Origin of the sequence: Occultella glacieicola, from assembly GCF_004353825.1 — a bacterium.
Lineage (GTDB): Bacteria > Actinomycetota > Actinomycetes > Actinomycetales > Beutenbergiaceae > Occultella > Occultella glacieicola.
On record NZ_SMNA01000001.1, the window covers coordinates 250176 to 273227 of the forward strand.

Sequence of the window (23052 nt, forward strand, 5' to 3'; positions counted from 1 at the left end):
CGCCCGCAGTCCGTGGGTCTCTTCGAAGATCGACCGCCGTCAGGGGCTCGGCCGGCCCGCCCCCGGTGCGAACGCGTCCCCGAAGATCGTCAGGATGCGCCGGGCCACGGCGTCGCGCTGGTCCGGATCGGTGCGGGAGATCTCGCTGGCGAGCATGCCGGTCGCGAGCGTGATGTGCCCCGGGTCCACGTGGTCGCCGACGCGTCCCGCTGCCTGCTCGCGCTCGACCAGCCGTTGGACGACCTCGAAGAAGCGGGCGCCCAGGGCCTCGACGCGAGCGTCGTGGCGATGCCGGTCGATCAGCTCCAGGAACCCCACCGAGCTCGTCGCCTGCGCGATCACCCGGTCGAACAGGTCGTCGAGGGTGACGTCCGCAGGCTGGGCGAACGCCTCGAGCTCGGCGAGGTTCTCCTCGTAGACCGCCACGGCCAGGGCCGTGCGGTCGGGGAAGTGCCGGTACAGACTGCCCTGTCCCACGCCCGCGCGCTTGGCGACGGCACTGAACGGGGCGTCCATGCCGGCGTCCGCGTAGATCTGCCGGGCCGCGGCGATCAGCGCCCGGCGGTTGTCAGGTCCCGCCGCCGGCCCGCGGTTGGCCCGGGGCGAGGCGGCCGACTGCTGCGTGGCCACAGGCGCAGTGTAGGACCGCCCCCACCGCGGGGTGTCGGGTATCGGTCCAGTGGCTCTCAGGCCGCCGAACGCGCGGTTGCCCCCGGCGCCGGTCGCGTGGACCCGGGGGAACGGCGCGTTCGGGCGGAGGCGGGGGCCGGGGGTCGGGGGTCAGACGGCGACGGTGGCTCCGCGGGGGAGCACCGGGGACAGCGTGTACCGCGAGTTCGCCCAGGCCGCGTACAACAGCGGGGTCGAGGCCAGGCCGAGCGCGACCGCGGGGTGCAGGGCGAACAGGGTGGCGAGCAGGCCGAGCACGACCAGCGAGACGAGGGTGAGGTACCAGCGGCGCACGCCCAGGTACAGGCTCGCCTTCAGCACGTCCCGCAGCCGGGCGTCCGGCCGCTCGACGCTCGCCACCAGCGTGAGCAGCGCCGTGAGGGTGGCGAGCACGCACAACACCACCAGCAGCGGGGTCGCCACCGCGCCCAGGCGAGTGCCGGAGATGGCGACGACGTCCACCCCGAGCACCACCGCCGTCGTGCACAGCAGCGTCCCGACGGCGAGCGAGCGCCGCAGGTGCCGCACCCACGCCCGACAGAACGTTCGCACCACCTCGACGCCCCGGGTCAGGGTGTACTGGCGGAAGACGGCGAACGCGGCCGTGACCGCGGGCGTCGCCGCGACCGCCGCGACCGCGAGCACCGGCCAGGAGGAGACCGGGTCGGTCGTGACCAGCAGGACCACCAGGGGCAGCGAGCCGAGGACGAGCGCCACGTTCGTCATGACGACCAGGTAGGCGACGCCGAAGACGGTCTCCCAGGTGTCCGCGGACAAGCGTGGGAGGCGGGTCCGGTGCTGTGGGCCGGGTGTCTGCGGCATGGTCCTCAGCCCTTCAGTCCGGCGGTGGCGATGCCCTGCACGAAGTAGCGCTGGCCGAGCATGAAGATGATCGCGATCGGCAGCACGGAGAGCACCGACCCGGTCATGATCAGCGCGTACTCGGCGTTGTACTGGGACACGAACGTCTTGAGCCCGATCTGGATCGTCCACAGGTCCCGGTCACGCAGGTAGATCAGTGGGCCGAGGTAGTCGTTCCAGGTGTTCACGAACGTCAGCAGGGTGAGCGTGGCGACGGCCGGCCCCGACAACGGCAACACGATCCGGCGCCAGATCGAGTACTCGGACAGGCCGTCGATCCGGGCCGCCTCGGAGAGCTCCTCGGGGATCGAGTCGTAGTACTGCTTCATCAGGAACACCCCGAACGCACCGAACGCCTGCAGCGCGATGATCGCCCAGAGCGTGTTCGAGAGCCCGAACCGCGACATCAGGATGAACTGCGGGATCATGTACGCCTGCCACGGCACCGCGATCGTGCCGATGTAGGCCAGGAACAGCACGTCGCGGCCGCGGAAGCGCATCTTCGAGAAGCCGTAGGCGGCGAAGCTGCCGGTGAACACCTGCAGGAACGTCACGGTCACGGACAGGATCAGGGTGTTCTTCAGCCACGTGGTCATGTCCGACTTGGACCAGATGTCCACGTAGTTGCTCCAGACCACCGGGTCCGGGAACCACTGGATCGGGACGGTGAACACCTGGTTGTTCGACTTCAGCGAGGACGTGACCATCCAGAAGAACGGCAGCATGATCACGGCCGCGGCCGCGATCAGCACCGCGTACAGGACGACCTTGCCGACCAGGCTGCGGCGGTTGCGGGCGTCCCGCTCGGGCCGGGGGGTGGTCGCCTGCGGGCGGTCCAGGGTGAGCGTGGCCATCAGGCGTTCCTCCGCTTGTTGACGAGGAACTGCACCACGGTGACGGTGATGCAGATCGCGAACAGGACGATCGCCACGGCGGAGGCGTAGCCGAACTGCTGCTCCTCGAAGCCCTTGCGGTAGATGTACTGGGACAGCACGAGCGTGGAGGTGCCGGGACCGCCGTCGGTCATCACCAGGATCAGGTCGAAGATCTTGAAACTGGCGATCGTCAGCATGACGGTGACGAAGAACGTGGTCGGCCGCAGGCTCGGGATCGTCACGTTCCAGAACCGTTGGAGCTTGTTCGCCCCGTCCACCCGCGCGGCCTCGTAGAGCTCGCCCGGGATCGCCTGCAGACCGGCGAGGAACAGCAGCATGTAGTAGCCCATGTCCCGCCAGGTGCTCACCAGTGCCACGGCGGGCATGGCCCAGGTGGTCGAGGTGGTCCAGCCGGGCGGGTTGTCGATACCGAGTGCCATCAGGATCTGGTTGACCGGGCCGGACTCGGGGGAGAACAGCATGTTCCAGACCACGGCGATCGCGACGATCGAGGTGATGTAGGGGAAGAACGCGACCGTGCGGAAGAACGCGACGCCGCGGAGCTTGGTGTTCAGCAGCATGGCCAGGCCGAGGGACACCGCGAGCGTCAGCGGGATGTGCATGAGCGCGTAGTAGCCGGTGTTCCGCAGGGCGGTGTGGAACGTGCGGTCGCCGAGCAGCTTCTCGAAGTTCTCCAGGCCCACCCATTCGGCGGCGCCGAACACGTTCCAGGACGTGAACGCCAGGTAGAACAGGATCAACACCGGCACCAGGGTCAGCACGGCGAAGCCGATGAAGTTCGGCAGGATGAACGTCCAGCCGATGAGCGAGTTCCGGAGCTTCAGCCGGCTGCCGGGTGGGCGCTGGCGTGGCGCCCGGGTGGGGGCCGGCACGGCGGTGGTCGCCATGGGTTCTCCTCGTCGAAGTGAGCCCCGGTGCCGGCCGTGGCGGCCGGCACCGGGACGCAGGGTGCGGGTTCGGGTCAGCCGACCTCGGCGGCGGCGCGGTCCATCGCCTCGGCGATCCCGTCCGCCGGGGAGACGCTCCCGGACATGATCGCGGTGTGGGCGTCGCCGAGGATGTTCTGCAGCGCGACCGTGTTGACGTCGACCGGGTTCTCCGGGCGGACGTCGTGCGTGGAGAACGCGAACTGGGAGAGTTCGTCGGTGGGCACGCCCTCGATGCCGAAGAACGTCTCGGTCACGGCCTCGTTCGTGATGGCCGGCGTGATGCCGATCTCGGCCAGGGCCGAGGCGGCGTCCTCGCTGCCGACGAACGTCAGGAACTCCATGGCGGCCGCGGCCACGTCGTCATCGACGGCGGGGTTGATGCCGATCCCGGTCGGGTCCGCGAACGTGACCGGCTCGTCGGTCGTGGAGTCGTCGAACTGCGGTGCCGGGGCGAAGCCCCAGTTGAACGTCTCCGCCTCGCCCGAGGCCTGCTGTGCGAGCAGGGTCGCGACGTACCAGGAGCCCATCGGCATCATCGCGGCCTGCTGGGTGCCGAACTGCGACTGGTAGGTGAGCGAGTTCGTGGTCAGGGTCCCGAAGTCGACCTGCGCACCGGCGTCCTGCAGCGCGACCGCACGCTCGTAGTAGGGAACCAGGTACTCCCAGTCGCCGGAGAGCAGGTCGGCGCCGTCGGACTGGGCGTTCGCGAAGCCCTGCACCACGGACTGCCAGCCGTGCTGGTAGGTACCCTTGGCATCGCTGCCCGCCGTGGTCAGGCCGGCGGTCAAGTCCTCGGCGGCGGTGGCGTAGTCGTCCCAGGTCCAGGATCCGTCCGGGTAGGCGATGCCGGCCGCGTCGAACAGGTCCTTGTTGTAGTAGAGGTACCACGCGTCCTGGCGGTACGGGATCGCGTAGGTCACGCCGTCGACCGTGTAGGCGTCCACGCCGTCGACGTCGTCGCCGAGCTCCGCGGCGACGCTGGAGACGTCCAGGAGCTGGCCGCCGTCCTGGTACGTGACGAAGTTCTTGAGGTTCTTCTGCACGTACATGTCGGGTGCCGTGCCGGCGGCGAGGTCCGCGATCATCTGGGTGTCGTACTCGGTGGCGTCGTACTCCACCAGCTCGACGGTGACGTTCGGGCTCTGCTCGTGGAAGGCGTCCGCGAGGATCTGGAACTCCGGGGTGGTGCTCAGGCTCCACCCGGCGAGGGTGATCGTGACCTCGCCGGTGACCTCGCCGTCACCGCCGGGATCGGTGTCCGTGCCGCTGCTGCAGCCGGCCAGGACGAGCGTCGCGGCGGCCACGGCCGCCGCGCTCATCATAATGGTGCGCTTCATTGCGTTCTCCCTCTCGAGGGTCGTGCCCAAAGGGCGGGTTTTCGGGTAATCGGGTCGGCCGCGGGGGGGCGACGGCGGAGGTTCAGGCGCTCAGTTCGCTCGCCTCCGGGTTCACGGCGCCCGGCAGCGGGCCGCCCGCGCGGTACGCGGCCAGTCCGTCGAGGGCGAAGTGGGACAGACGGCGCGTCTCGTTCCCGAGCGAGCCGGCCAGGTGGGGGGTGACCGTCACGTTGGACAGCGCCAGCAGGGGATGCCCGGCGGGCAGCGGCTCCGGGTCGGTGACGTCGAGGATCGCGTCCAGACGGCCGCTCCCGCACTCGGCCAGCAGCGCCTCGTGGTCGACGATCGCGCCGCGCGCGGTGTTGATCAGCGTCGCCCCGTCCCGCAGGTGCGCGAGCTCGGCGCGGCCGATCATGTGGTGGGTGCTGGGCAGCAGAGGCGCGTGCAGCGAGAGGATCTCGGCGCGGGCTAGCACCTCGGGCAGTGGGAGCAACTCACCGCCGGCGGCCCGCACCCGCTCGGGATCGGCGAACGGGTCGGCCACGAGGATCGGGCCGGTCTCGAGGACCCGGAGCAGATCGAGCACCCGGCGACCGATCGTGGAGAACCCGACGATCCCGATGGTGCGCCCCAGGTTGGACAGGTTCCGGGTCGCGAACGAGTTCTGCCACCCGGCCGGCTGCGTCCGGCCGACGTGGGCGAGCGGCAGCGCGCGCTTGCCGGCGAGGATGATCGCGGCGAGCGTGTACTCGGCGACCGGCACGGCGTTCATCTCCGCGGCCGAGGCGACCAGCACACCGCGGTCGTGGATGTCCGGCGGCACGAGGTGGCGCACGCTCCCCGCGGCGTGCAGGAGCGCGCGCAGTCGCGGCGCCGCGTCCAGGTGGGCGGTGGTGATCGGGGGGCAGCCCCACGACGTGATGAGCACCTCGGTCTCGCCCAGCCGGTCGGGGTCGACGGCGTCCAGGCCGGTCACGACGACCGGGTCGCCGAGCGTGGCGAGTCCGGCGAGGCGGGCGAGCTCGTCGGGGCCGAACTGCAGCCCGAAGGTCGCCATGTCCATCGCCAGCAGCACGCGCGGCGTCGTCGTCACGGAGGCAACTCCCTTGTCGGAATGCTCGAGCACTGATCGATTCGTGATCGAAAGTGCGTTACGATCGAAAACAGTAAGTTCGGTTGGTGCGAATGTCAACACGCGGACGTCGTGGCAGGTCAGCCTCGCCAACACGGACGCGGCAGGGACGCGTGCGTGATCGAAATGTGATCTACTCTGCTGACGCATCGAAGGGGATTCCACACATGGACGCAGTCGGGCAGCACGGCGGGCCGGTCCCCGGTTCACGCCGCGCCGAGGTCCTTGCGGCGGTGGCCGAACGCGGGATGATCCGCGTGACCGACCTCGCCCGCGAGCTCGGCGTCACCCCGGTCACCGTGCGCCGGGACGTCGCCGAGCTCGCCGAGGCCGGACTGGTCCGCCGCGTCCACGGCGGGGCAACGGCGATCGACGGCGGCTCGGCGGCCTCGTCGCGGCGCGCGTCCGCCTCGGCTCGACAGGCGTCGGCGGTCGGCGGCACGGTCGGCATGCTCGTGCCCTCGCTCGACTACTACTGGCCGGACGTCGCCCGCGGGGTCGAGGAGGAGGCCCGGGCGCTCGGTATGCGGATGACGTTGCGCGGCTCGGTCTACGAGGCCACGGACGAGCGCGCCGACGTGCAGCGGCTCATCGAGGCGGGCGCCTCCGGGCTGCTCCTCGCGCCGACGCTCACCGGGATGGGCGGGGAACTGATGCGGGCGTGGCTCGCCGAGACCGACGTGCCGGTCGTGCTCATGGAGCGCAACGCCGTCGTCGGCGACGAACGGCGAGCCGTGGAGTCCGTGATCACCGACCACCACGGCGGCATCGCGATGGCGGTGCACCACTTCACCAGCCTCGGTCACCGCCGGATCGGCGTGGCCCTCAGTCGGCACTCCCCGCACGCCGGTCAGCTCCACGCCGGCTGGCACGCCGCCTGCACCGAGCTCGGGCTCGGCACCGCCGACGTGGTGGACGTGTCCATGCCGGACCGGCCCGATCCCGGCTTCGCCGCCGGCATCGAGGCCGTCGTGGACGCCGTGCTGGAGACCGGGACCACGGCGCTGATCGTGCACTCCGACCCCGAGGCGCTTCGGGTGGTACAGCGGGCCGCGGAGCGGGGCCTGCGCGTGCCCGGCGACCTCTCGGTGCTCGCCTATGACGACCAGGTGGCGCCGCTGGCGACGCCGGCACTGTCGGCCGTACGCCCGCCGCGGCGGACGATCGGGCGCACCGCGATCGCGCTGCTGACGGCCCGGCTGGCCGACCCGGGCCGGCCGGTGCACCGGGTACAGGTCAGTCCGACCCTCAAGGTGCGCTCCTCCAGCGGCCCACCCCGCTCGGCGGCGTAGCGGAGCCCGACTGCCCCTGCCGGCCGAACCCGCGGGAACCCGCCCCTCCGGCCAGAACCGCCGTCGCCGAGGTCCATCCTCAAACGTTTCAACCGCGAGTTGAAGCATTTGAGAGTGGACGTCGGGCTCACGGAAGGGTGCGCACCGAGGCCCTGGACGACCTGTTCGCGAACCTGGGGTGAACAGCGATTGAACCCGGGATGACCGCTTGACCCCGGGGTCGCCGCAGGTGAGGCTCGGCCCGAGCGGCACCCGTCCGCTCGGTCTGGAGCGGTGATGGGTACGGATTCCACGGGGGCCACGCCGCCCGCCCTCGAGCGCAGGCTCGGCACCGGTGACGCGATCCTGATCGGCCTGGCGTCGATGGTCGGCGCCGGCGTGTTCACCGTGTTCGCGCCGGCGGCGCAGGCCGCCGGGGCCGGGCTCCTCATCGGCCTGGGTATCGCGGCCGCCGTCGCGCTCGCGAACGCGACCTCCTCGGCCCAGCTGGCGGCGGTGTACCCGACCTCGGGCGGCACCTACGTCTACGGTCGCGAGCGGCTCGGGGCGTGGTGGGGCTTCGGTGCGGGCTGGGCGTTCGTGATCGGCAAGACCGCCAGTTGCGCCGCCATGGCGCTCGCCGTCGCCGAGTACGCCGCGCCAGAGGCGTGGCGCAAGCCGGTCGCACTCGGGGCTGTGCTGGCGCTCGCAGCCCTCAACTACCGCGGGATCACGAAGACCATGCGGGCCGCGCGGGTGATCGTCCTCGCGGTCCTCGCGGTGCTCGTCCTCATCCTGGCGGCCACGCTCGGCGCCGGCGACCCGGACCCGGCGCACCTCGACGGATGGGCGACGCCGTCCGCGGGCTGGTACGGCGTGCTCCAGTCCGCCGGCCTGCTGTTCTTCGCGTTCGCCGGCTACGCCCGGATCGCGACGCTCGGGGAGGAGGTCCGGGACCCCACCCACACCATCCCGCGGGCGATCCTCGGGGCGCTCGGGATCGCCGTCGGGTTGTATGCGCTCGTCGCGGTCGCGGTGTTGACCGTCCTGGGACCCGACGGCGTCGCCTCCTCGGTCGCGCCGCTCGCCGCCGCGGTGGGGGTCGGGCCGTGGGACTGGGCGGTGCCGCTCGTGCGCGCGGGCGCCGCCGTCGCGGCGCTCGGCGCCCTGCTGGCGCTGCTCACCGGGGTCGGCCGGACCACGCTGGCGATGGCCCGCCGCGACGACCTGCCCCGGTGGCTCGCCGCGGTCCATCCCGTCCACCGGGTGCCGCACCGCGCCGAGGCGGTACTTGCCGTCGTGGTGGGCGCGCTGGTGCTCACCGTGGACCTGCGGGAGGCGATCGGGTTCTCCTCGTTCGGGGTGCTGCTGTACTACCTGATCGCGAACCTGTCCGCCTGGACCCAGACCGGTGCCGACCGCCGCTACCCGCGATGGTTGCAGGGCCTGGGCATCGCCGGGTGCGCGGTCCTGGTGGCCACATTGCCGCCGGTCACGATCGCGGTCGGGGTGGGCGTGTTGGCCGTCGGCCTCGGCTACCGGCTGCTCCGGCGCCGGGTCCTCGGGCGATCACGGCGAGGCGCCTGACCCGGACCGCGTGCTCGTTCGGCCGGACCCAGCCCAGCGGCTCAGGCGCTCTGATGCGGCGCGGGGCGGCGAAGGTCCCTAGGGTGGGAGCCGAATGACCGGCTGACGGGACCCGCGGATCCTGGCAGTTGGGAGAGAACGACCGCCGAGGAGCACCGATGAGTTTCGACAACGTCCCGCCGCACCCCAGGGTGTCGGCGAGGATCGAGCCTGACGGTGCGGCCGAGGTGATCTTCGACGGTGTGCCCCACTACCTGCGCAGCGGCTCGCTGCCCGGAGCCCGTCGGGACATGACGGTCTACGTCGCGCAACGTGCCCGGGAGGTCCTCGGCCGGGCGGTGCTGGTGCACGTGAGCGAACCGGAGGGCCGCTTCGAGCTGGCTGTGCACCCGGACGGCAAGGTGGATGAGCGGCCGAGCCACGAGCCGGTGGGCGAGCCGGCGGCCGGTGCCGCCGACCCGGAGGCAACGGTGATGACCCGGTCCCGGCCGCCGGAAGTGCCGGCAGGGCAGGCGATGCCATCAGCGCCGGCGGGGCCGGAAGCGCCGTTCGTGCCCGAGCGTCCGTCGGAGCCGTCCGAGTCCGTGCGAGGGCCGGAGCAGCCGGCGGTCGACCCGGGCTCTGAGCCCGCGGTCGGACCGAGCGCGCCAGAGCCGCGTCCGGAGTCTGCGGTGGGACCGCAGGCGGCCGAGCCGCAGACGTTCTCGGCGCCGCAGGGGCAACCGGCCACGCCGGACCACTGGGCGCCGCCGCCGCGACCGGCTGCACCCGGGGTCGCGTCGCCCGGGGGTGCGGCGACGCTGCGTCCGGAGCAGGGGCCCGTCGCGCCGCAGTCGGTTCCCGTCGCGCACCGGACCCATCCCGGTCCGGCCGCCGGCCCGACGCACCCCACGACCGTGGTGCCGTTCCCTGCTCCGCAACAGCCGCCGTCGTCCATGCCGTCCTCCGTGCCATCTTCGGTGCCGCCACCGCCGCCGTCAGGGCCGCCGTTCTCACCGTCCCCGTCGGCGCCGAGCACCGCGGCGAATCCGGTGGGGCCAGGTGGTCCCGCGCCGACCCGGCGCGAACTGCGCGAGTCGTTCCTGACCCAGGAGCAGGTCGAGGCACCCGCCACCACCGGGCTGCGCGGAGTCCTCGCCCGCGCGGGCATCAAGACGGCGCCCAGCGCGTCCGAACGCTCCGAGCGGGCCGACCGCAACACCGTCTCCCAGCATTGGCCCGGAGTGCGCACGATCGCCGTCGTGAACGGCAAGGGCGGGGCGAACAAGACCCCCACCACGGCGTTGCTCGCCGCCGTGTTCGCCCGCAACTCGGGCGCGGCCACGCTCGCCTGGGACAACAACGTCACCCGCGGCACGCTCGGCTGGCGCACGGATCAGGGCACTCACGAGGCGACCGTCCTGGACCTGCTGCCCGAGGTGGACAACCTGCTCTCCCCGGGCGCCAAGGCGGGGGACATCTCGCACTACGTGCACCACCAGGCCGCGGACAAGTACGACGTGCTCCGCTCGAACCCGAACCTGCTGTCCTCCGCGACCCGGATCAGCGCCGCCGACGTGGACGCGATCCATGACGTGGCCGGGCGCTACTACCGGCTCGTGTTCGTCGACTCCGGGAACGACGAGTCGGCCGAGAACTGGCTCCGGATGATCGACAAGGCCGACCAGCTGGTGGTCGCCAGCATCGCCAAGCCCGAGCACGCCGAGGCCGGGGCGCTCCTGCTCGAGGAGCTCGTCGCCCGCGGGGGCCGGTCCGCCGACCTCGCCCGTGGCGCGGTGGTCGTGGTCTCCCAGGCCCGGGAGAAGGATCACAAACCCGCGGCCGTCGACATCGCGAAGGGCTTCGGCGGCTGGGTCCGCGAGACGGTCACGATCCCGTACGACCGGGCCATGGTGGAGTCGGTGCTGCGCTTCGACGCACTCGCGCCGGCCACCCAGCGCGCGTGGCTGCGCGCCGGGGCGGCCGTGGCGTCAGGCCTGTAGGCGGGCCCACCGTGCACGGCAACCACCCGACGGCGGGGGTCGGGCTCCTCAGGTGAGGTGGTCGTGGTCGCCGCGCACCCAGGCGATGTGCCGGTCCGCGCTGCGGCGCAGGACCGCCCGGGCGTCGGTGTCGATGCGGTTGTCGAAGTTGCCGATGAGCCGGTCGAACGTGAGCGCCTCCAGCGTGCTCGTGACCCGTTCCACGACCGCGCCCGAGAGTGGGATCTTGTTCGGATAGCTGCGCAGGAACCCGATCGAGGTGCGGTCCGGGTTCGGGAACACCGAGTCCCCGGTGAGCAGGACCCCGCGCCCGTCGGCGCCGTCGGACCAGAGGGCCACCGCGCTTCCGGCGAAGTGGCCGCCGACCTGGTGCAGCGCGAGCGCGTGCGTGATCGCATGCCGGCCGGACCAGAACTCGATCCGCTCGTCGGTGCGACCGAGCCACTGCGCGTCCGCCTCGTTGACCAGGACCGGAGCGTCCAGGGCCCGGGCCCACTCGACCTGCACCCCGAACATGTGCGGGTGGCTCGCCGCGACCGCCAGGACCGGGCCGCGCTCGCGGACCCGCGTCACCGTGGCCTCGTCCAGGTAGCCGGTGGGGTCCCAGAGCAGCGAGCCCTGGGGCGTGGTGACCAGTTGTGCGGTCTGCCCGATGCCCACGCTCGGGTCGGTCGTGACGCTGACCAGCCCGGGCTCGGTCTCGGTCCAGGTCAGGTGCTGGCCGGCGGCGGCCAGCTCGGCGAGGCTGGTCCAGTGCTGGCCGTCGGCCGGCACCCACTGGCGCTCGTCCGCGCAGATGGGGCAGACCTCGGGGGTCGGCTCGTCGTACTCGACCGCGCACGTCCCGCAGATCACCATGGCGTTCCTCTTCCGATCGGGACCGGCCTTCCGCTCGTGATCGGGCCGATCTACTCTTGCCCGGTGGTGACCACGACCGCGGTTCTCGGCATGGCCCTGGTGGCACTCGGCATGGTACTCACGCCGGGTCCGAACATGATCTACCTCGTCTCGCGCAGCGTCGGGCAGGGGTGGCGGGCCGGCATGGTGTCTCTCGCCGGGACGATGGCCGGGTTCGTGGTCTACATGACGATGGCCAACGTGGGGCTGTCCGCGGTGTTCCTCCTGGTGCCCGGCCTGTTCGTCGCCGTGAAGGTGGTCGGCGCCGCATACCTGCTCCACCTGGCCTGGCGGACGCTGCGCCCGGGCGGGCGTACCCCGTTCGAGACGGTGGCACTGCCGAGGGACTCCCGGGCGAAGCTGTTCCGGATGGGTCTGGTCACGAACCTGCTGAACCCCAAGGCGGCGATCATGTACCTGGCGCTCATCCCGCAGTTCGTCGACCCCGCCCGTGGTGGCGCGATGGCGCAGGGCTTCCTGCTGGGGGGCGTGCAGATCACGGTCAGCGCGCTCGTGAACGCCGGGATCGTGCTCGCAGCCGGCGGCATCGCGGCGTTCCTCGCCGGCCGGCCGCGGTGGATGGCGTGGCAGCGCCGGGTGACCGGCACCCTGCTGGGGGCGGTCGGGGTGAGGCTCGCCCTGGACGCACCGGCACCCGCGCACGCCTGAACCGGCCCGCCTGAACCGGCCAACACAGCCCTGAACCGCCCTGCACCGGCCAGAACCGGCCTGAAACGGTCCTGTACGCCGCGACCGGCGACGGGACGTGCCCGACTCCTGAGACGCGAATGCTCACGGTCCGGCCATTGTGTGTAGCCTCGATGCGATCGTCGGTGGCGAAAGGATCCCCCCATGAAGCGTTCATCACACCTGGCGGCAGGCGCCACGCTCGCCGCCTCCGCGCTCGTCCTGGCCGCGTGCGGCAACGGTGACGGCGGTGGTGACGACGGCGGCGACGGGGCCCAGGACTCCTACTCCATCGGCATCACGCAGATCGTCTCGCACCCGTCCCTGGACGCCGCCCGGGAGGGCTTCAAGGCGGCCCTCGCCGACGCGGGTCTCGAGGTGACCTACGACGAGCAGAACGCGCAGGGCGACCAGGCCACCGCGACCTCGATCGCGACCACGTTCGCCAGCGCGGACCACGACCTGATCCTGGCCGTCGCCACACCCACCGCACAGGCGACCGCCCAGGCGATCACGGACGTGCCGATCCTGATCACGGCCGTCACCGACCCGCTCGAGGCAGGCCTCGTGGACAGCTGGGAGGCACCCGGCGGGAACCTCACCGGGACCAGCGACCTGAACCCGGTCGAGGAGCAGCTCGGCCTGATCCAGGACCTGGCGCCGGATGCGCAGAGCGTCGGCATCGTGTACAGCTCCGGCGAGGTGAACTCCGAGATCCAGGTGGCGCTCGCGCAGGAGGCGGCGGAGGCCCTGGGCCTGACCGTCGAGGTCGCGACGGTGACCAACTCCGGTGAGGTGCAGCAGGCGGCGGACTCCCTCGACGTGGACGCCTACTACGTGCCGACGGACAACACCGTCGTCTCCGCGCTGGAGTCGCTGCTGCAGGTCGCGGAGTCCCGCTCGGTCCCGGTGATCGCCGCGGAGGGCGACAGCGTGGAGCGCGGCGCGCTGGCCACCTACGGTCTCGACTACACCGAACTCGGGTACCAGACCGGCGAGATGGCCGTGCAGATCCTCACCGAGGGCGCGGACCCGGCGCAGATGCCGATCGAGACCCAGACCGAGCTCTCCCTGGTGATCAACACGGCCGCGGCGGAGCGGATGGGCGTGGAGGTCCCGGCCGAGCTCCTCGAGTCCGCGGACACCGTCGTCGAGTGACGAACCCGTCATGACCGGCGCGGTCGAACTGGGCCTCATCTACGCCGTGATGGCGCTGGGGGTGTACCTCACCTTCCGCATCCTCGACTTCCCCGACCTCACCGTCGACGGGAGCTTCACGGCCGGCGGGGCGACGGCTGCGATCCTGATCGTCAACGGCGTGAACCCGTTCGCGGCGACCGCCGCCGGAGCCGCCGCCGGCCTGGTGGCGGGCACGATCACGGGGCTGCTGCACACCAAGGGCGGCATCAACCCGCTGCTCGCCGGGATCCTGACCCAGATCGGGCTGTACTCGATCAACCTGCGGATCATGGACGGCGCGAACGTGCCGCTGCTGCGCCAGGAGACCCTGATCACGCCGCTGCGGGACGCCGAGGTGCTCGGCACCTGGGTCTCGATCCTGATCTTCGCGGCGCTCGCCCTGGTGATCAAGGTGGTGATGGACTGGTTCCTGAACACCGACCTCGGGCTCGCGATCCAGGCCACCGGGGACAACCCGGCGATGATCCGCAGCTTCGGGGTGAACACGCACCGCACGAAGATCCTCGGGCTGGCGCTGTCCAACGGACTCGTGGCCCTGTGCGGCGCGCTGATCGCCCAGTACCAGGGCTTCGCGGACATCTCGATGGGCATCGGACTCATCATCGCGGGGCTCGCGTCGGTGATCCTCGGGCAGGCGATCATCCCGCCCCGGATCATCGTGGTCGCCACCGCGGCCGTGATCGCGGGCTCGGTCCTGTACCGGGTCGCGATCCAGATCGCGCTGGAGGTCGGGCTCGACCCCAACGACATGAAGCTCGTCTCGGCCGTGCTCGTGGTGCTCGCGCTCGTGCTGCCGAAATGGTCCGTGCTGCGCCGGGTGCCCTCGATCCGGTCCATCCGCCGCTCCGCTGCGGTCGAGCCGACGGCGGGTGATCGGTGATGCTGGACCTCACCTCGGTCTCCAAGACCTTCTTCCCCGGCACCGTCAACGAGCGCCGCGCGCTCACCGACGTGTCGCTCTCGCTGGCGCCTGCGGAGTTCACGACGGTGATCGGCTCCAACGGTGCGGGCAAGTCGACGCTGCTGAACCTCGTGGCCGGCTCGCTCACCCCGGACTCCGGGAGCATCGTGATCGACGGCTCGGTCGTGACCCGGCTGCCCGACCACCGACGAGCGGCCTACATCGGCCGGGTGTTCCAGGACCCGATGGCCGGCACGGCGCCCACCATGACGATCGAGGAGAATCTCGCGATCGCGCTCTCCCGCGGGCGCAGCCGGGGTCTGCGGCTGGGGGTCACCCGGTCGAAGCGGGAGTTCTTCCAGGCCGAGCTCGCGTCCCTGGAGCTCGGACTGGAGGACCGGCTCAAGACGGTCGTCGGGCTGCTCTCGGGTGGCCAGCGGCAGGCCCTCTCGCTGCTCATGGCGACGTTCAGCGAGCCGAGGATCCTGCTCCTCGACGAGCACACCGCGGCCCTCGACCCGTCCCGGGCGGAACTGGTCACCCGGCTCACCGCGGACGCGGTCGAGCGGCATCACCTGACCACCCTGATGGTGACCCACAACATGGAGCAGGCGCTGCGGCTGGGTACCCGGCTGATCATGATGCACGAGGGCCGGATCGTCGTGGACGTCGCCGGCGAGCAGAAGCAGAGGGCGACCGTGGCGGACCTGCTCGGTGCGTTCGAGAAGGTCAAGGGCGCCGGGTTCGACGACCGCACCCTGCTGCAGTAGGGCTGCGGGGAGGGCGACCCGCGCCCAGCACGGCGCCCGACAAGTAGGCTTGAGCGGGTGGAACCGTTCTGGGACTTCATCGGCTCGTTCTGGTGGTTGGCCTTCCCCCTGGCCGGCATCGTGGGCGGCTGGGTCAAGGGTGCCCAGAAGTGGGACGAGAAGCGTCGCCACGACCGCTACCAGCAGGAACTCGAGCTCGAGCGGATCCGCCACGGCCAGGTGGGACCGGGCGGGCAGAGCCGGTCCGGTCCGACTGTGCCGAACCAGACGAACCAGCCGGGTCAGGCGGGGCAGGGGCCGCACGGTCAGGGCCACGGCTTCCACGGACCGGGTGTCGCAGTGCCAGGTCAGCCGGGTCAGCCGGGTCAGCCGGGTCAGCACGGCACAGCGGCCGGCGCCGGCAAGGTCAACGCCGCCGCGCTGTTCCAGCGCGACGTGGGCCGGATCGTCGCGGCTCACGACGAGGTGAACCGGCGCTGGCTCGACTACGAGCTCGACGTCGCCAAGCTCATCGACTTCCCGCTCATCTCGGACATGCGTGAGCCGCTGACCGTCGACTTCCACAAGGCCAAGCGCGACGCGGACTTCCTCCGACCGGAGGACCCGAGCGCACCCGAGGAGCTCAGGGACCCGGCCCGGCTCGCGGAGTACCGCGAGGCCGTGCGCACGTTCGAGGTCGCCTTCGATGCTGCCGAACGGGAGGCCAAGCGCCGCCGTCGCTCCGACTTCACCGAGTCCGAGCGCTCGGCGCTCGCTCGGGCACGGAACCTGATCGCCATCGCGGACGACAACGGCGCTACCCATGCCGAGCGGCAGGTCGCCTACCGGCGCGCCAAGAGTGAGCTCGAGGGACTGATCGTGCTTCCGGACGCGGCCACGGACGCGATGGAGCTGCGGATCGCGGGAGCCCTCGACGCGGCACCCTCGGGTGGCGCGAGCAGCCCGCTCGACCTCGGGGATGTCACGCCCGGCCCGGCCGCGGACTCGCTCACCGATCCCGGCTCACCGGACGAGCGCCGCCGACCCACGGCCGGGTAGCCGCCGGCCGGGCCCCCAGAACCGACACCCGCACGAGGAAGGACCCCATGGCCACCGAACTCCCCGACCTCCTGCTCCCCGACGCCGCGGCCTGGCACGACTGGTTGGCCGAGCACCACGGCTCCTCGCCCGGGGTCTGGTTGATCCTCGGGAAGAAGGGCGGCGACGTCACCTTGCTGACGTACGCCACCGCCGTCGAGGAGGCGTTGTGCTTCGGCTGGATCGACGGACAGGCGGCGCGACGTGACGAGGCCACCTCGGCACAGCGGATGACCCCGAGGACCTCGCGCAGCCGGTGGTCCGCGGTGAATGTGGCGCGGGTGGCCCGGCTCGAGGAGGAGGGCCGGATGCACCCAGCCGGCCGTGCCGCCGTCGAGGCCGCGAAGGCGGACGGTCGCTGGGAGGCCGCGTACGCCGGCCCCGCCACCGCGGAGGTCCCGGCCGACCTGGCCGCGGCCATCGCGGCGGACCCGGACGCCCAAGCCATGTTCGACGTGCTCACCTCCGGCAACCGGTTCGCCCTGATCCACCGGCTCGGTGCGGTCAAGCGCGAGGAGACCAGGACCCGCAAGATCGGTGAGTTCGTGGCGATGCTCGCCCGCGGCGAGACCTTCTACCCGCAGAAGCGCCGCCCGCCCGAGCCGCTCGGGTGAGCCCGGGCGGCGGCGGACCCGAGGGTCAGGCCCGACGCCCGAACAGGTCCGGCACGCCGACCTCGACGACCCTCACCGACCCGTCCGGCGCAACCAGCACGAACGAGTCGGCGTAGTAGTCGGTGCCCGAGGCGACCAGGACGACCGTGCCGCCGGGCGCCGTCATCGCCCGCGTCACCGCGTCGCCCATCGGGGTGGTGCCGACCACCGTGCCCGTGGTGGCGTCGAGGACGTCCAGCCGGAAGTCGTCCCCGTTCGCCGTGATCGTGCTCTGCAGCAGCACGAGTCCGGACGCGGCGCCGGCGGGAGCCGCGCTCAGGTAGTACGCGTCGCCCGAGGTCGACCCCTGCGCTCGCTCCTCCGGGCTGAGGAGTCCGGGCGGGGTCTTCGTCACCTCCAGCAGGAACTCACCGTTGTAGACGGGGCCGGGCAGGTCCACGGTGCCCTCCGGGCCGGTCAGACGCACGGTGCCGCCGGGCACCCCGGGCGACAGCGGGCCGTAGTCGAACCGGCTCTCGCCCACGACCACGGCGTCGGTGGTCTCGTCCCAGCCCGAGTCCAGGTACATCCAGGCGCCGCTGGCGTCCGCGAACACCGACGACTGCCAGGCGTTGATGGTCGGCACGTCGGACTCGGTTGCGGTGAGGCCGTCCACCGGCAGGGTGCGGTACTCGCCCAGGCTGGTGATCATCACGATCGCGTTGAGGTTCGGGTCGTAACCGTAGGCGGCGTACGCAGCCAGGTAGTCCGCCCCGAGTCCCTCGATGTCATCCGGACCGGCCACCCGGCGGCCGTCGGTCACGGACCGGATCTCCAGGCCGTAGTCGGTGACGACGTACAGGTACTGGGCGCCGGCGGCGAGAACGCCGGCGGCGCCGATCAGGTCGTCGTTCAGTTGGACGTCCCAGATCGGCTCGCCGGCGACCACGTCCACCGCCGCCAGGCGGATCTGGAACGTATCGTCCCAGAGCCAGACACCGTCGGCCTCGTACGGCATCAGGACCACGTCATCACCGTCGACCTGGGTGAAGGCGCCCACCGGCAGGAGTTCGGTCGAGCTGCCCTGGGACATGGCCAGCCGGGGCACGCCGAGCACCATGAAGCCGACGAACAGGATCGGCAGCAGCGCGCCGAGCCAGCCGAACCGGAACCGACGCCGCCGGCGGGGCGGCACCGGCTCGCCGAAGCCGCCCAGCCCGGCGGCGGACGTCGGGACCGACGTGGCCGGCGATGCGGCCGCACCGAAACTGCTCGACGGCGAGGGGTACCCGGCCGCACCGCTCGCCCCGGACCAGCCGCCCCGGGTGCCCGCGGTGTCCCAGCCGGGCATCGGCGCCTGCGGGCTCTGGTTGAGCGGGCTCTGGCTGACTCCGCCTACCTGGAACGACATCGTGCCTCCTCACGTCCCGCAGCGGCCGGGCCCGATGCCCGGCCGTCCACGAGGACGACCCAACCGCGTCGGGAGTCGCAACCGATCTCAGGTTGTCCCTCGTCCGTGGCCGACCTCGGACCAGCCGCGCTGACATTGGACCTGGCCGGGTCCGAGGTCAACGCGGCAGGTACTAGGTCAGCGCGGGCGGTGGTGGGGGAGCGTCAGGGGGACAACGTCAGGGGGTGGGGTCGGGTCCGGGCGCGGGGGATCGGAGTGGTAGGTCGGCGAGGACGTCCGGGACCGGCCCGAGGTGGATCATGCCGAGCCGGGTCGTCGGCCGGGTCATCGCCACGTACAGGGCGCCGAGCCCACGTGGACCCGAGGCGACCTCCTCCACGTCGGCCACCAGCACGCCGTCGAACTCCAGGCCCTTGGCCTGCTCCGGGGTGAGCACCACCACCTCGGCGGTCAGGTCGGGATCGACGCCGAACGAGACGCCGGTCCCACCGAGCGCGGCCGCGAGCGCACCGCCCAGCTCGGTGACACGGCCGGCCGGTGCGATCACGGCGAGGTGTCCACCGTCGAGGGCGGCCACCTCCGTGCGCGCGAGGTCGACGACGTCCGCCGTCACCGTGCCCGGCGTCGAGGCCACCCGCCACGGCGCCTCCCCGCCCTCGCGCGCGGCGACCGGGGCGGGCGCCTGCGGATCCAGGGCGCGCAGGACCGGCGCCGCGGCGTCCAGCACGGCCTGCGGGGTGCGGTAGCTGACGCTCAGGTCCACCCGCCGCCAGCGCCGTCGGGGATGGGCGGCCACCAGCGTGTCCCAGGAGGTGGTGCCGGCCGCGGCGGCCGTCTGGTGGACGTCGCCGACCACCGTCAGCGATCCCGAGGGCACCCGGCGCAACAGCATCCGCCACTGCATCGGGGACAGCTCCTGCGCCTCGTCGACGATCAGGTGCCCGTAGGCCCAGGTCCGGTCCGCCGAGGCCCGCTCGGCCAGCGAGCGGGAGTCCCGCTCGGCGAACCGCTGGGCCAGGTCCTCGGCCGAGACCCCCTGCACCCCGGATGCCGCGAGCACGCGCTGCGCGTACCGCAGCTCCTCGCGACGCCGGGCGTCCAGCCGGGCGTCGGCGAGGGTGTCGTCGACGCCGAGGAGCTCGGCGGCCTCGTCCAGGAGCGGCACGTCGGCTGCACTCCAGCCGGCGCCGGACGCGCGCGCCAGTGCCCGCCGGTCCGCCGCGCTCAGGTCCGGCGCGAGTTCGGGCCGGTCCGCGACCTGCCCGAACAGGTCCTCGAGCAGGCCCTCCGGCGTGAGCGCCGGCCAGAGCCCGTCCACGACGGCGGCCACGATCGGGTCCTGCTCGAGCTCGCGGCGCACGTGCGTCACCTCGTGCTCCCCGGCCGTGCCGGTGACTTCGGTCCCGCCACCCTCCACGGCGGACGGCAGCTGGTCGGCCTGCCTGGCGATCGCGGCGTCGGCGCTGCGCAGCTCCTTCTCGAAGCCCTTCTCGGTGTCCTCGAGCAGCTGCCGGTCCCGGTCGCGCACGAGCTCGGTCAGGTGCGACCAGAGGCCTTCGGCGAACACCCGCCTGGCAGGGTTGTGCGCGAGGCCGGTGCGCCGGGCGCGCTCGGCCGCGTCGACCAGCACGGGACCGGCCACCCGGAGCACGTCTCCGGCGAAGGTGACGTCGACGCCGTCGGGCATCTCCTGCCGTGCCCGTACGGCGGAGCCGAGCACCCCCGCCATCGTGATGTCGCCCTTCACGCGGGCCGCGTCCGGGGACTCGGCCCGGGTCACGGCAGTGCCCGGCAGCAGGGTGTCCGGGGTCGCGAGCACCACCTGGGTCTCGCCGAGCGAGGGCAGCACCTGCTCGATGTAGGCGAGGAACACGGGGCTCGGTCCGACCACGAGGACACCCTGCTCGGCGATCCGCGGGTAGGTATAGAGCAGGTAGGCCGCCCGGTGCAGCGCGACCGCGGTCTTGCCGGTCCCCGGCCCGCCCTGGACCACGAGGATGCCGTCGGCGTCGGCGCGGATGACCTCGTCCTGCTCGCCCTGGAGGGTCGCGACGATCTCGCCCATGCGCCCGGTCCGGTGCGCGGTGAGGGCCTCCATGAGCGCCCCCTCGCCCACCAGGTCGTTGTCGGGGGCGCGGTCCAGATCGAGCAGCTCGTCGTTCACGCCGACCACGGTGCGACCCTGGGTGCGGATGTGCCGGCGTCGCTGGACGTCGGTGCCGGAGGCGGCGGTCGCCGTGTAGAAGTCGGAGGCGACCGGTGCGCGCCAGTCGACGAGCAGCGGGTTCAGGTCGGCGTCCCGCAGCCCCATCCGGCCGATGTAGGTCGCCGAGCCGTCCCGCCGGTCCAGACGCCCGAAGCACAGGCCGTGCTCGGCCCGGTCCAGATTCGCGCGACGCTCGCTCAGCCGGCTCGCCTGGGCGTCGCGGTCCACGAGACCGCGCGGGCCGTCAGCGCCGTCGGCACCGGCCCGGTTCGTGGCCGCCAGCGCGGCCTCGGTCTCCTCGCGCAACTCCTCCACTCGGGCGTAGAGCCCGTCCAGGTACTGCTGTTCGAGCCTGATCGCTGCGTCCGGCACGGATCCCCTTCGGGTCAGTCGGGTGGAACTCGTGGAGAACGACGGCGGGATGCGGTTTGTTCCCGACGGCGGCACCCGGGTGGTGGTGGCGGGCCTGGCGCGCTCGACGTCCTCCCGGGCCGGCGCCGAGCGGCGCCGATGAGTTCGGCCGAGGTGCCCGGTCTGTCCCCGGTGAGCGAACCCGCTCCTGCGCGCCGACGCCGTCGCGGCGGCGCGCTGCCGGCACCACAGTGAGGACGCCCGCCATGCCCAGCATCACTGCGAACCTCTGGTTCGACACCCAGGCCGAGGAGGCGGCGACCCTGTACACGTCGATCTTCCCGAACTCGAGGATCGACCACCTGGAGCGTTACGGGCCCGGGGCGCCGCTGCCGGAGGGCACCGTGATGACGGTCGCGTTCTCCCTCGACGGCACGCCGTTCGTGGGTCTGAACGGGGGTCCGGCGTTCGCGTTCACCGAGGCGGTCTCGTTCATCATCGAGTGCGCCGACCAGGCGGAGGTGGACCACTACTGGGACGCGCTCACGGCCGACGGCGGCCAGGAGAGTCAGTGCGCGTGGCTCAAGGACCGGTTCGGGGTCTCCTGGCAGGTGGTGCCGCGGCGCCTGATGGAGTTGCTCGGCGACCCCGATCCCGAGCGGGCCGGCCGGGCCATGGAGGCCATGCTGCTGATGCGCAAGATCGACATCGCGGCCGTGGAGCGCGCGGCCGACGGCTGAGCCTCGACCGGCTCGGTTCGGCTCGGTTCGGCTCAGTCCACCTTCGGTTGGGCTCGGTCGCGGCGGTCGTAGGCCCGTTGCGCCGCCGACACCTCGGGCACGGAGTCCTCGAGCACCTCGATGAGGCCGATCAGCCGGTCCGCCACGCGCTCGCCGAGCCCGCTGAGCCGGTACTCGACATGCGGCGGAAGCGTGGCCCTGGCCTCCCGGATCACGATCCCGTCGCGCTCGAGTGCCTGCAGCGTCTGGGCGAGCATCTTCTCGCTCACCCCGTCGATGCGGCGGCGCAGCGCGTTGAACCGGATCGCCCCGTCGCGCAGACCGGCGACGGTCAGCACGCCCCAACGGCCGGTGACGGTCTCGAGCGCCTGACGGGAGGTGCAGCCACGCTGGAAGACGTCGGCGATGATCTCCGCGGACGGTCCGGAATCGGGCTGGGTGGCCATGGGCGTCAAGCGTAGTCCGGCGCCGGTGACCCAGCACTGTGAAATACGCCGCACTATCGAATCCATTGCACTATCGAAAAGTAAGTGCAAGGATGCGGGTGCCCGATCGGTCCGACCGTCGAGTGCGCCGGGCCGAGACCCCGGCGCTGCCCCGATCCAGGTCAGGGCCACCACACCCGCGTCCCAGGAGGATTCCCACATGATCGCCGTCACCGGAGTCACTGGCCACCTCGGCCGGCTCATCGTCCAAGCACTGCTGCGCCGCGGCGTCGAGCCGTCCCAGGTGATCGCCGCCGTACGGACGCCGGCCAGGGCCGACGATCTGGCCGACCGCGGCGTGAACGTCCGGGAGGCCGACTACGACCGGCCGGAGACGCTGGCTCCCGCGTTCGCCGGAGTGGACGTGCTCGTTCTCGTCTCCGGGAATGCAGTGGGTGAGCGGGTCCGCCAGCACGGCGCAGCGATCGACGCCGCAAAGTCCGCGGGGGTGAAGCACCTGCTCTACACGAGTGTGCTGCACGCGGACACGACCCCGCTGCTGCTCGCCCCGGAGCACAGGGCGACCGAGGAACTGATCGCAGCCGCCGGGATCCCCGCCACGCTGCTGCGCAACGGTTGGTATACGGAGAACTATGTGGCCAACCTCGAGCAGGCGCGTGAGAGCAGCGAGATCCTGGGCAGCGTCGGCGCCGGGCGGGTTGCCGCGGCCAGCCGCGCGGACTTCGCCGAGGCCGCGGCAGTCGCCGCCATCAACGCCGCCGCGAACCCTGAGCAGGCCGGCGTGTACGAACTGAGTGGCGACGAGGCGTGGGACTACGCGACCCTCGCGGACGCCGTCGGGCAGGTCATCGGGCGACCCGTCGCCTACCGGGACGTGACCACGGCCGAGCACGAGGCGATCCTGACCGGCGCGGGCCTGGACGAAGGGACCGCCGCGTTCGTCGCCGGCCTGGACGCGAACATCCGCGACGGCCTCCTCGCCGGGACCAGTGGCGACCTCGCCCGGCTGATTGGGCGCCCGACCACGCCGCTACGGGAGGGTCTGAGCGCGGCGCTCGCGACCTCGAGGGTCTGATCGAGCACGGGCGCGCCACTGCGCGGCTCCCGAT

The 23052-nt window shown here is 72.2% G+C and carries 21 protein-coding genes; 11 read left to right on the plus strand and 10 right to left on the minus strand.

The features are described 5' to 3' along the window. Positions 1-39: 39 nt before the first annotated feature. From EXU48_RS25265 to EXU48_RS01105, 6 genes are all read right to left on the minus strand, one after another. Positions 40-630 (minus strand): TetR/AcrR family transcriptional regulator, encoded by a 591-nt coding sequence (locus EXU48_RS25265; RefSeq protein WP_133105728.1) that lies wholly within the window; start codon positions 628-630, stop codon positions 40-42. A gap of 150 nt (positions 631-780) precedes the next feature. Then, entirely contained in the window at positions 781-1491 is a 711-nt protein-coding gene (locus EXU48_RS01085) for a DUF624 domain-containing protein (RefSeq protein ID WP_133105729.1), read from the minus strand. 5 nt (positions 1492-1496) lie between these two features. Next, a complete protein-coding gene (locus EXU48_RS01090; protein ID WP_133105730.1) occupies positions 1497-2384 on the minus strand; it encodes a carbohydrate ABC transporter permease in 888 nt (295 codons plus the stop codon). Next, a complete protein-coding gene (locus EXU48_RS01095) occupies positions 2384-3313 on the minus strand; it encodes a carbohydrate ABC transporter permease (RefSeq protein ID WP_133105731.1) in 930 nt (309 codons plus the stop codon). The genes EXU48_RS01090 and EXU48_RS01095 overlap by 1 nt, the downstream gene beginning before the upstream one ends. Positions 3314-3387: 74 nt before the next feature. Further along, positions 3388-4692 (minus strand): ABC transporter substrate-binding protein, encoded by a 1305-nt coding sequence (locus EXU48_RS01100; protein WP_133105732.1) that lies wholly within the window; start codon positions 4690-4692, stop codon positions 3388-3390. Positions 4693-4774: 82 nt separating this feature from the next. Continuing rightward, the gene (locus tag EXU48_RS01105; RefSeq protein ID WP_235856770.1) at positions 4775-5785 is read right to left on the minus strand and encodes a hydroxyacid dehydrogenase; all 1011 of its coding nucleotides are present in this window, start codon (positions 5783-5785) and stop codon (positions 4775-4777) included. 206 nt (positions 5786-5991) lie between these two features. Here EXU48_RS01105 and EXU48_RS01110 point away from each other — a divergent pair, with 206 nt between their 5' ends. The 3 genes from EXU48_RS01110 (at position 5992) to EXU48_RS01120 (ending at position 10664) form a co-directional block, all read left to right on the plus strand. After that, positions 5992-7116, plus strand: a complete 1125-nt coding sequence (locus tag EXU48_RS01110) for a substrate-binding domain-containing protein (protein WP_133105733.1) — start codon at positions 5992-5994, stop codon at positions 7114-7116. 276 nt (positions 7117-7392) lie between these two features. After that, positions 7393-8682, plus strand: coding sequence for an APC family permease (locus tag EXU48_RS01115; protein WP_133105734.1), 1290 nt, complete (start codon positions 7393-7395; stop codon positions 8680-8682). A gap of 158 nt (positions 8683-8840) precedes the next feature. After that, positions 8841-10664 (plus strand): hypothetical protein, encoded by a 1824-nt coding sequence (locus tag EXU48_RS01120; RefSeq protein WP_133105735.1) that lies wholly within the window; start codon positions 8841-8843, stop codon positions 10662-10664. A gap of 48 nt (positions 10665-10712) precedes the next feature. Here EXU48_RS01120 and EXU48_RS01125 read toward each other — a convergent pair whose 3' ends face one another. Then, on the minus strand, positions 10713-11522 hold the full coding sequence (locus tag EXU48_RS01125; RefSeq protein WP_133105736.1) for an MBL fold metallo-hydrolase: 810 nt from the start codon (positions 11520-11522) through the stop codon (positions 10713-10715). A gap of 63 nt (positions 11523-11585) precedes the next feature. Here EXU48_RS01125 and EXU48_RS01130 point away from each other — a divergent pair, with 63 nt between their 5' ends. The 6 genes from EXU48_RS01130 (at position 11586) to EXU48_RS01155 (ending at position 16810) form a co-directional block, all read left to right on the plus strand. Next, positions 11586-12230 carry a LysE family translocator gene (locus tag EXU48_RS01130; RefSeq protein WP_133105737.1) on the plus strand — a complete coding sequence of 215 codons (645 nt, stop codon included), beginning with the start codon at positions 11586-11588 and terminating at the stop codon, positions 12228-12230. Between the two features lie 183 nt (positions 12231-12413). Next, positions 12414-13406 carry an ABC transporter substrate-binding protein gene (locus EXU48_RS01135; RefSeq protein ID WP_133105738.1) on the plus strand — a complete coding sequence of 331 codons (993 nt, stop codon included), beginning with the start codon at positions 12414-12416 and terminating at the stop codon, positions 13404-13406. Positions 13407-13416: 10 nt separating this feature from the next. After that, positions 13417-14328 (plus strand): ABC transporter permease, encoded by a 912-nt coding sequence (locus EXU48_RS01140; RefSeq protein ID WP_133105739.1) that lies wholly within the window; start codon positions 13417-13419, stop codon positions 14326-14328. After that, positions 14328-15119, plus strand: a complete 792-nt coding sequence (locus EXU48_RS01145) for an ABC transporter ATP-binding protein (protein ID WP_133105740.1) — start codon at positions 14328-14330, stop codon at positions 15117-15119. Before EXU48_RS01140 ends, EXU48_RS01145 begins: the two co-directional genes overlap by 1 nt. A gap of 57 nt (positions 15120-15176) precedes the next feature. Continuing rightward, complete coding sequence (locus EXU48_RS01150) at positions 15177-16157, plus strand: hypothetical protein (protein ID WP_133105741.1); 981 nt, start codon at positions 15177-15179, stop codon at positions 16155-16157. A gap of 47 nt (positions 16158-16204) precedes the next feature. Further along, positions 16205-16810, plus strand: a complete 606-nt coding sequence (locus tag EXU48_RS01155) for a YdeI/OmpD-associated family protein (RefSeq protein ID WP_133105742.1) — start codon at positions 16205-16207, stop codon at positions 16808-16810. 25 nt (positions 16811-16835) lie between these two features. On the opposite strand, the gene EXU48_RS24390 is transcribed toward EXU48_RS01155, so the two are convergent. After that, positions 16836-18200 carry a PA2928 family protein gene (locus EXU48_RS24390; protein WP_165962644.1) on the minus strand — a complete coding sequence of 455 codons (1365 nt, stop codon included), beginning with the start codon at positions 18198-18200 and terminating at the stop codon, positions 16836-16838. A gap of 217 nt (positions 18201-18417) precedes the next feature. Further along, positions 18418-20778, minus strand: a complete 2361-nt coding sequence (locus EXU48_RS01165) for a HelD family protein (RefSeq protein WP_207947567.1) — start codon at positions 20776-20778, stop codon at positions 18418-18420. A gap of 245 nt (positions 20779-21023) precedes the next feature. On the opposite strand from EXU48_RS01165, the gene EXU48_RS01170 reads away from it, so the two are divergent. Then, positions 21024-21497: a VOC family protein gene (locus tag EXU48_RS01170; RefSeq protein WP_133105743.1), complete on the plus strand. Its 474-nt coding sequence runs from the start codon at positions 21024-21026 to the stop codon at positions 21495-21497. 32 nt (positions 21498-21529) lie between these two features. Here EXU48_RS01170 and EXU48_RS01175 read toward each other — a convergent pair whose 3' ends face one another. Next, positions 21530-21943, minus strand: coding sequence for a winged helix-turn-helix transcriptional regulator (locus EXU48_RS01175; RefSeq protein WP_133105744.1), 414 nt, complete (start codon positions 21941-21943; stop codon positions 21530-21532). 199 nt (positions 21944-22142) lie between these two features. Between EXU48_RS01175 and EXU48_RS01180 the strand changes: the two genes are divergently transcribed. After that, the gene (locus EXU48_RS01180) at positions 22143-23018 is read left to right on the plus strand and encodes an SDR family oxidoreductase (RefSeq protein ID WP_133105745.1); all 876 of its coding nucleotides are present in this window, start codon (positions 22143-22145) and stop codon (positions 23016-23018) included. Positions 23019-23052 lie beyond the last annotated feature (34 nt).

Bases quoted from the DNA above. Each gene is read 5' to 3' on its own strand.
- EXU48_RS01155 (WP_133105742.1), top strand. From the start codon at position 16,205: ATGGCCACCGAACTCCCCGACCTCCTGCTCCCCGACGCCGCGGCCTGG.
- EXU48_RS01100 (WP_133105732.1), bottom strand. From the start codon at position 4,692: ATGAAGCGCACCATTATGATGAGCGCGGCGGCCGTGGCCGCCGCGACG.
- EXU48_RS01090 (WP_133105730.1), bottom strand. From the start codon at position 2,384: ATGGCCACGCTCACCCTGGACCGCCCGCAGGCGACCACCCCCCGGCCC.
- EXU48_RS24390 (WP_165962644.1), bottom strand. From the start codon at position 18,200: ATGTCGTTCCAGGTAGGCGGAGTCAGCCAGAGCCCGCTCAACCAGAGC.
- EXU48_RS01095 (WP_133105731.1), bottom strand. From the start codon at position 3,313: ATGGCGACCACCGCCGTGCCGGCCCCCACCCGGGCGCCACGCCAGCGC.
- EXU48_RS01125 (WP_133105736.1), bottom strand. From the start codon at position 11,522: ATGGTGATCTGCGGGACGTGCGCGGTCGAGTACGACGAGCCGACCCCC.
- EXU48_RS01145 (WP_133105740.1), top strand. From the start codon at position 14,328: ATGCTGGACCTCACCTCGGTCTCCAAGACCTTCTTCCCCGGCACCGTC.
- EXU48_RS01170 (WP_133105743.1), top strand. From the start codon at position 21,024: ATGCCCAGCATCACTGCGAACCTCTGGTTCGACACCCAGGCCGAGGAG.
- EXU48_RS01180 (WP_133105745.1), top strand. From the start codon at position 22,143: ATGATCGCCGTCACCGGAGTCACTGGCCACCTCGGCCGGCTCATCGTC.
- EXU48_RS01110 (WP_133105733.1), top strand. From the start codon at position 5,992: ATGGACGCAGTCGGGCAGCACGGCGGGCCGGTCCCCGGTTCACGCCGC.
- EXU48_RS01115 (WP_133105734.1), top strand. From the start codon at position 7,393: ATGGGTACGGATTCCACGGGGGCCACGCCGCCCGCCCTCGAGCGCAGG.
- EXU48_RS01120 (WP_133105735.1), top strand. From the start codon at position 8,841: ATGAGTTTCGACAACGTCCCGCCGCACCCCAGGGTGTCGGCGAGGATC.
- EXU48_RS01175 (WP_133105744.1), bottom strand. From the start codon at position 21,943: ATGGCCACCCAGCCCGATTCCGGACCGTCCGCGGAGATCATCGCCGAC.
- EXU48_RS01085 (WP_133105729.1), bottom strand. From the start codon at position 1,491: ATGCCGCAGACACCCGGCCCACAGCACCGGACCCGCCTCCCACGCTTG.
- EXU48_RS01135 (WP_133105738.1), top strand. From the start codon at position 12,414: ATGAAGCGTTCATCACACCTGGCGGCAGGCGCCACGCTCGCCGCCTCC.
- EXU48_RS01140 (WP_133105739.1), top strand. From the start codon at position 13,417: ATGACCGGCGCGGTCGAACTGGGCCTCATCTACGCCGTGATGGCGCTG.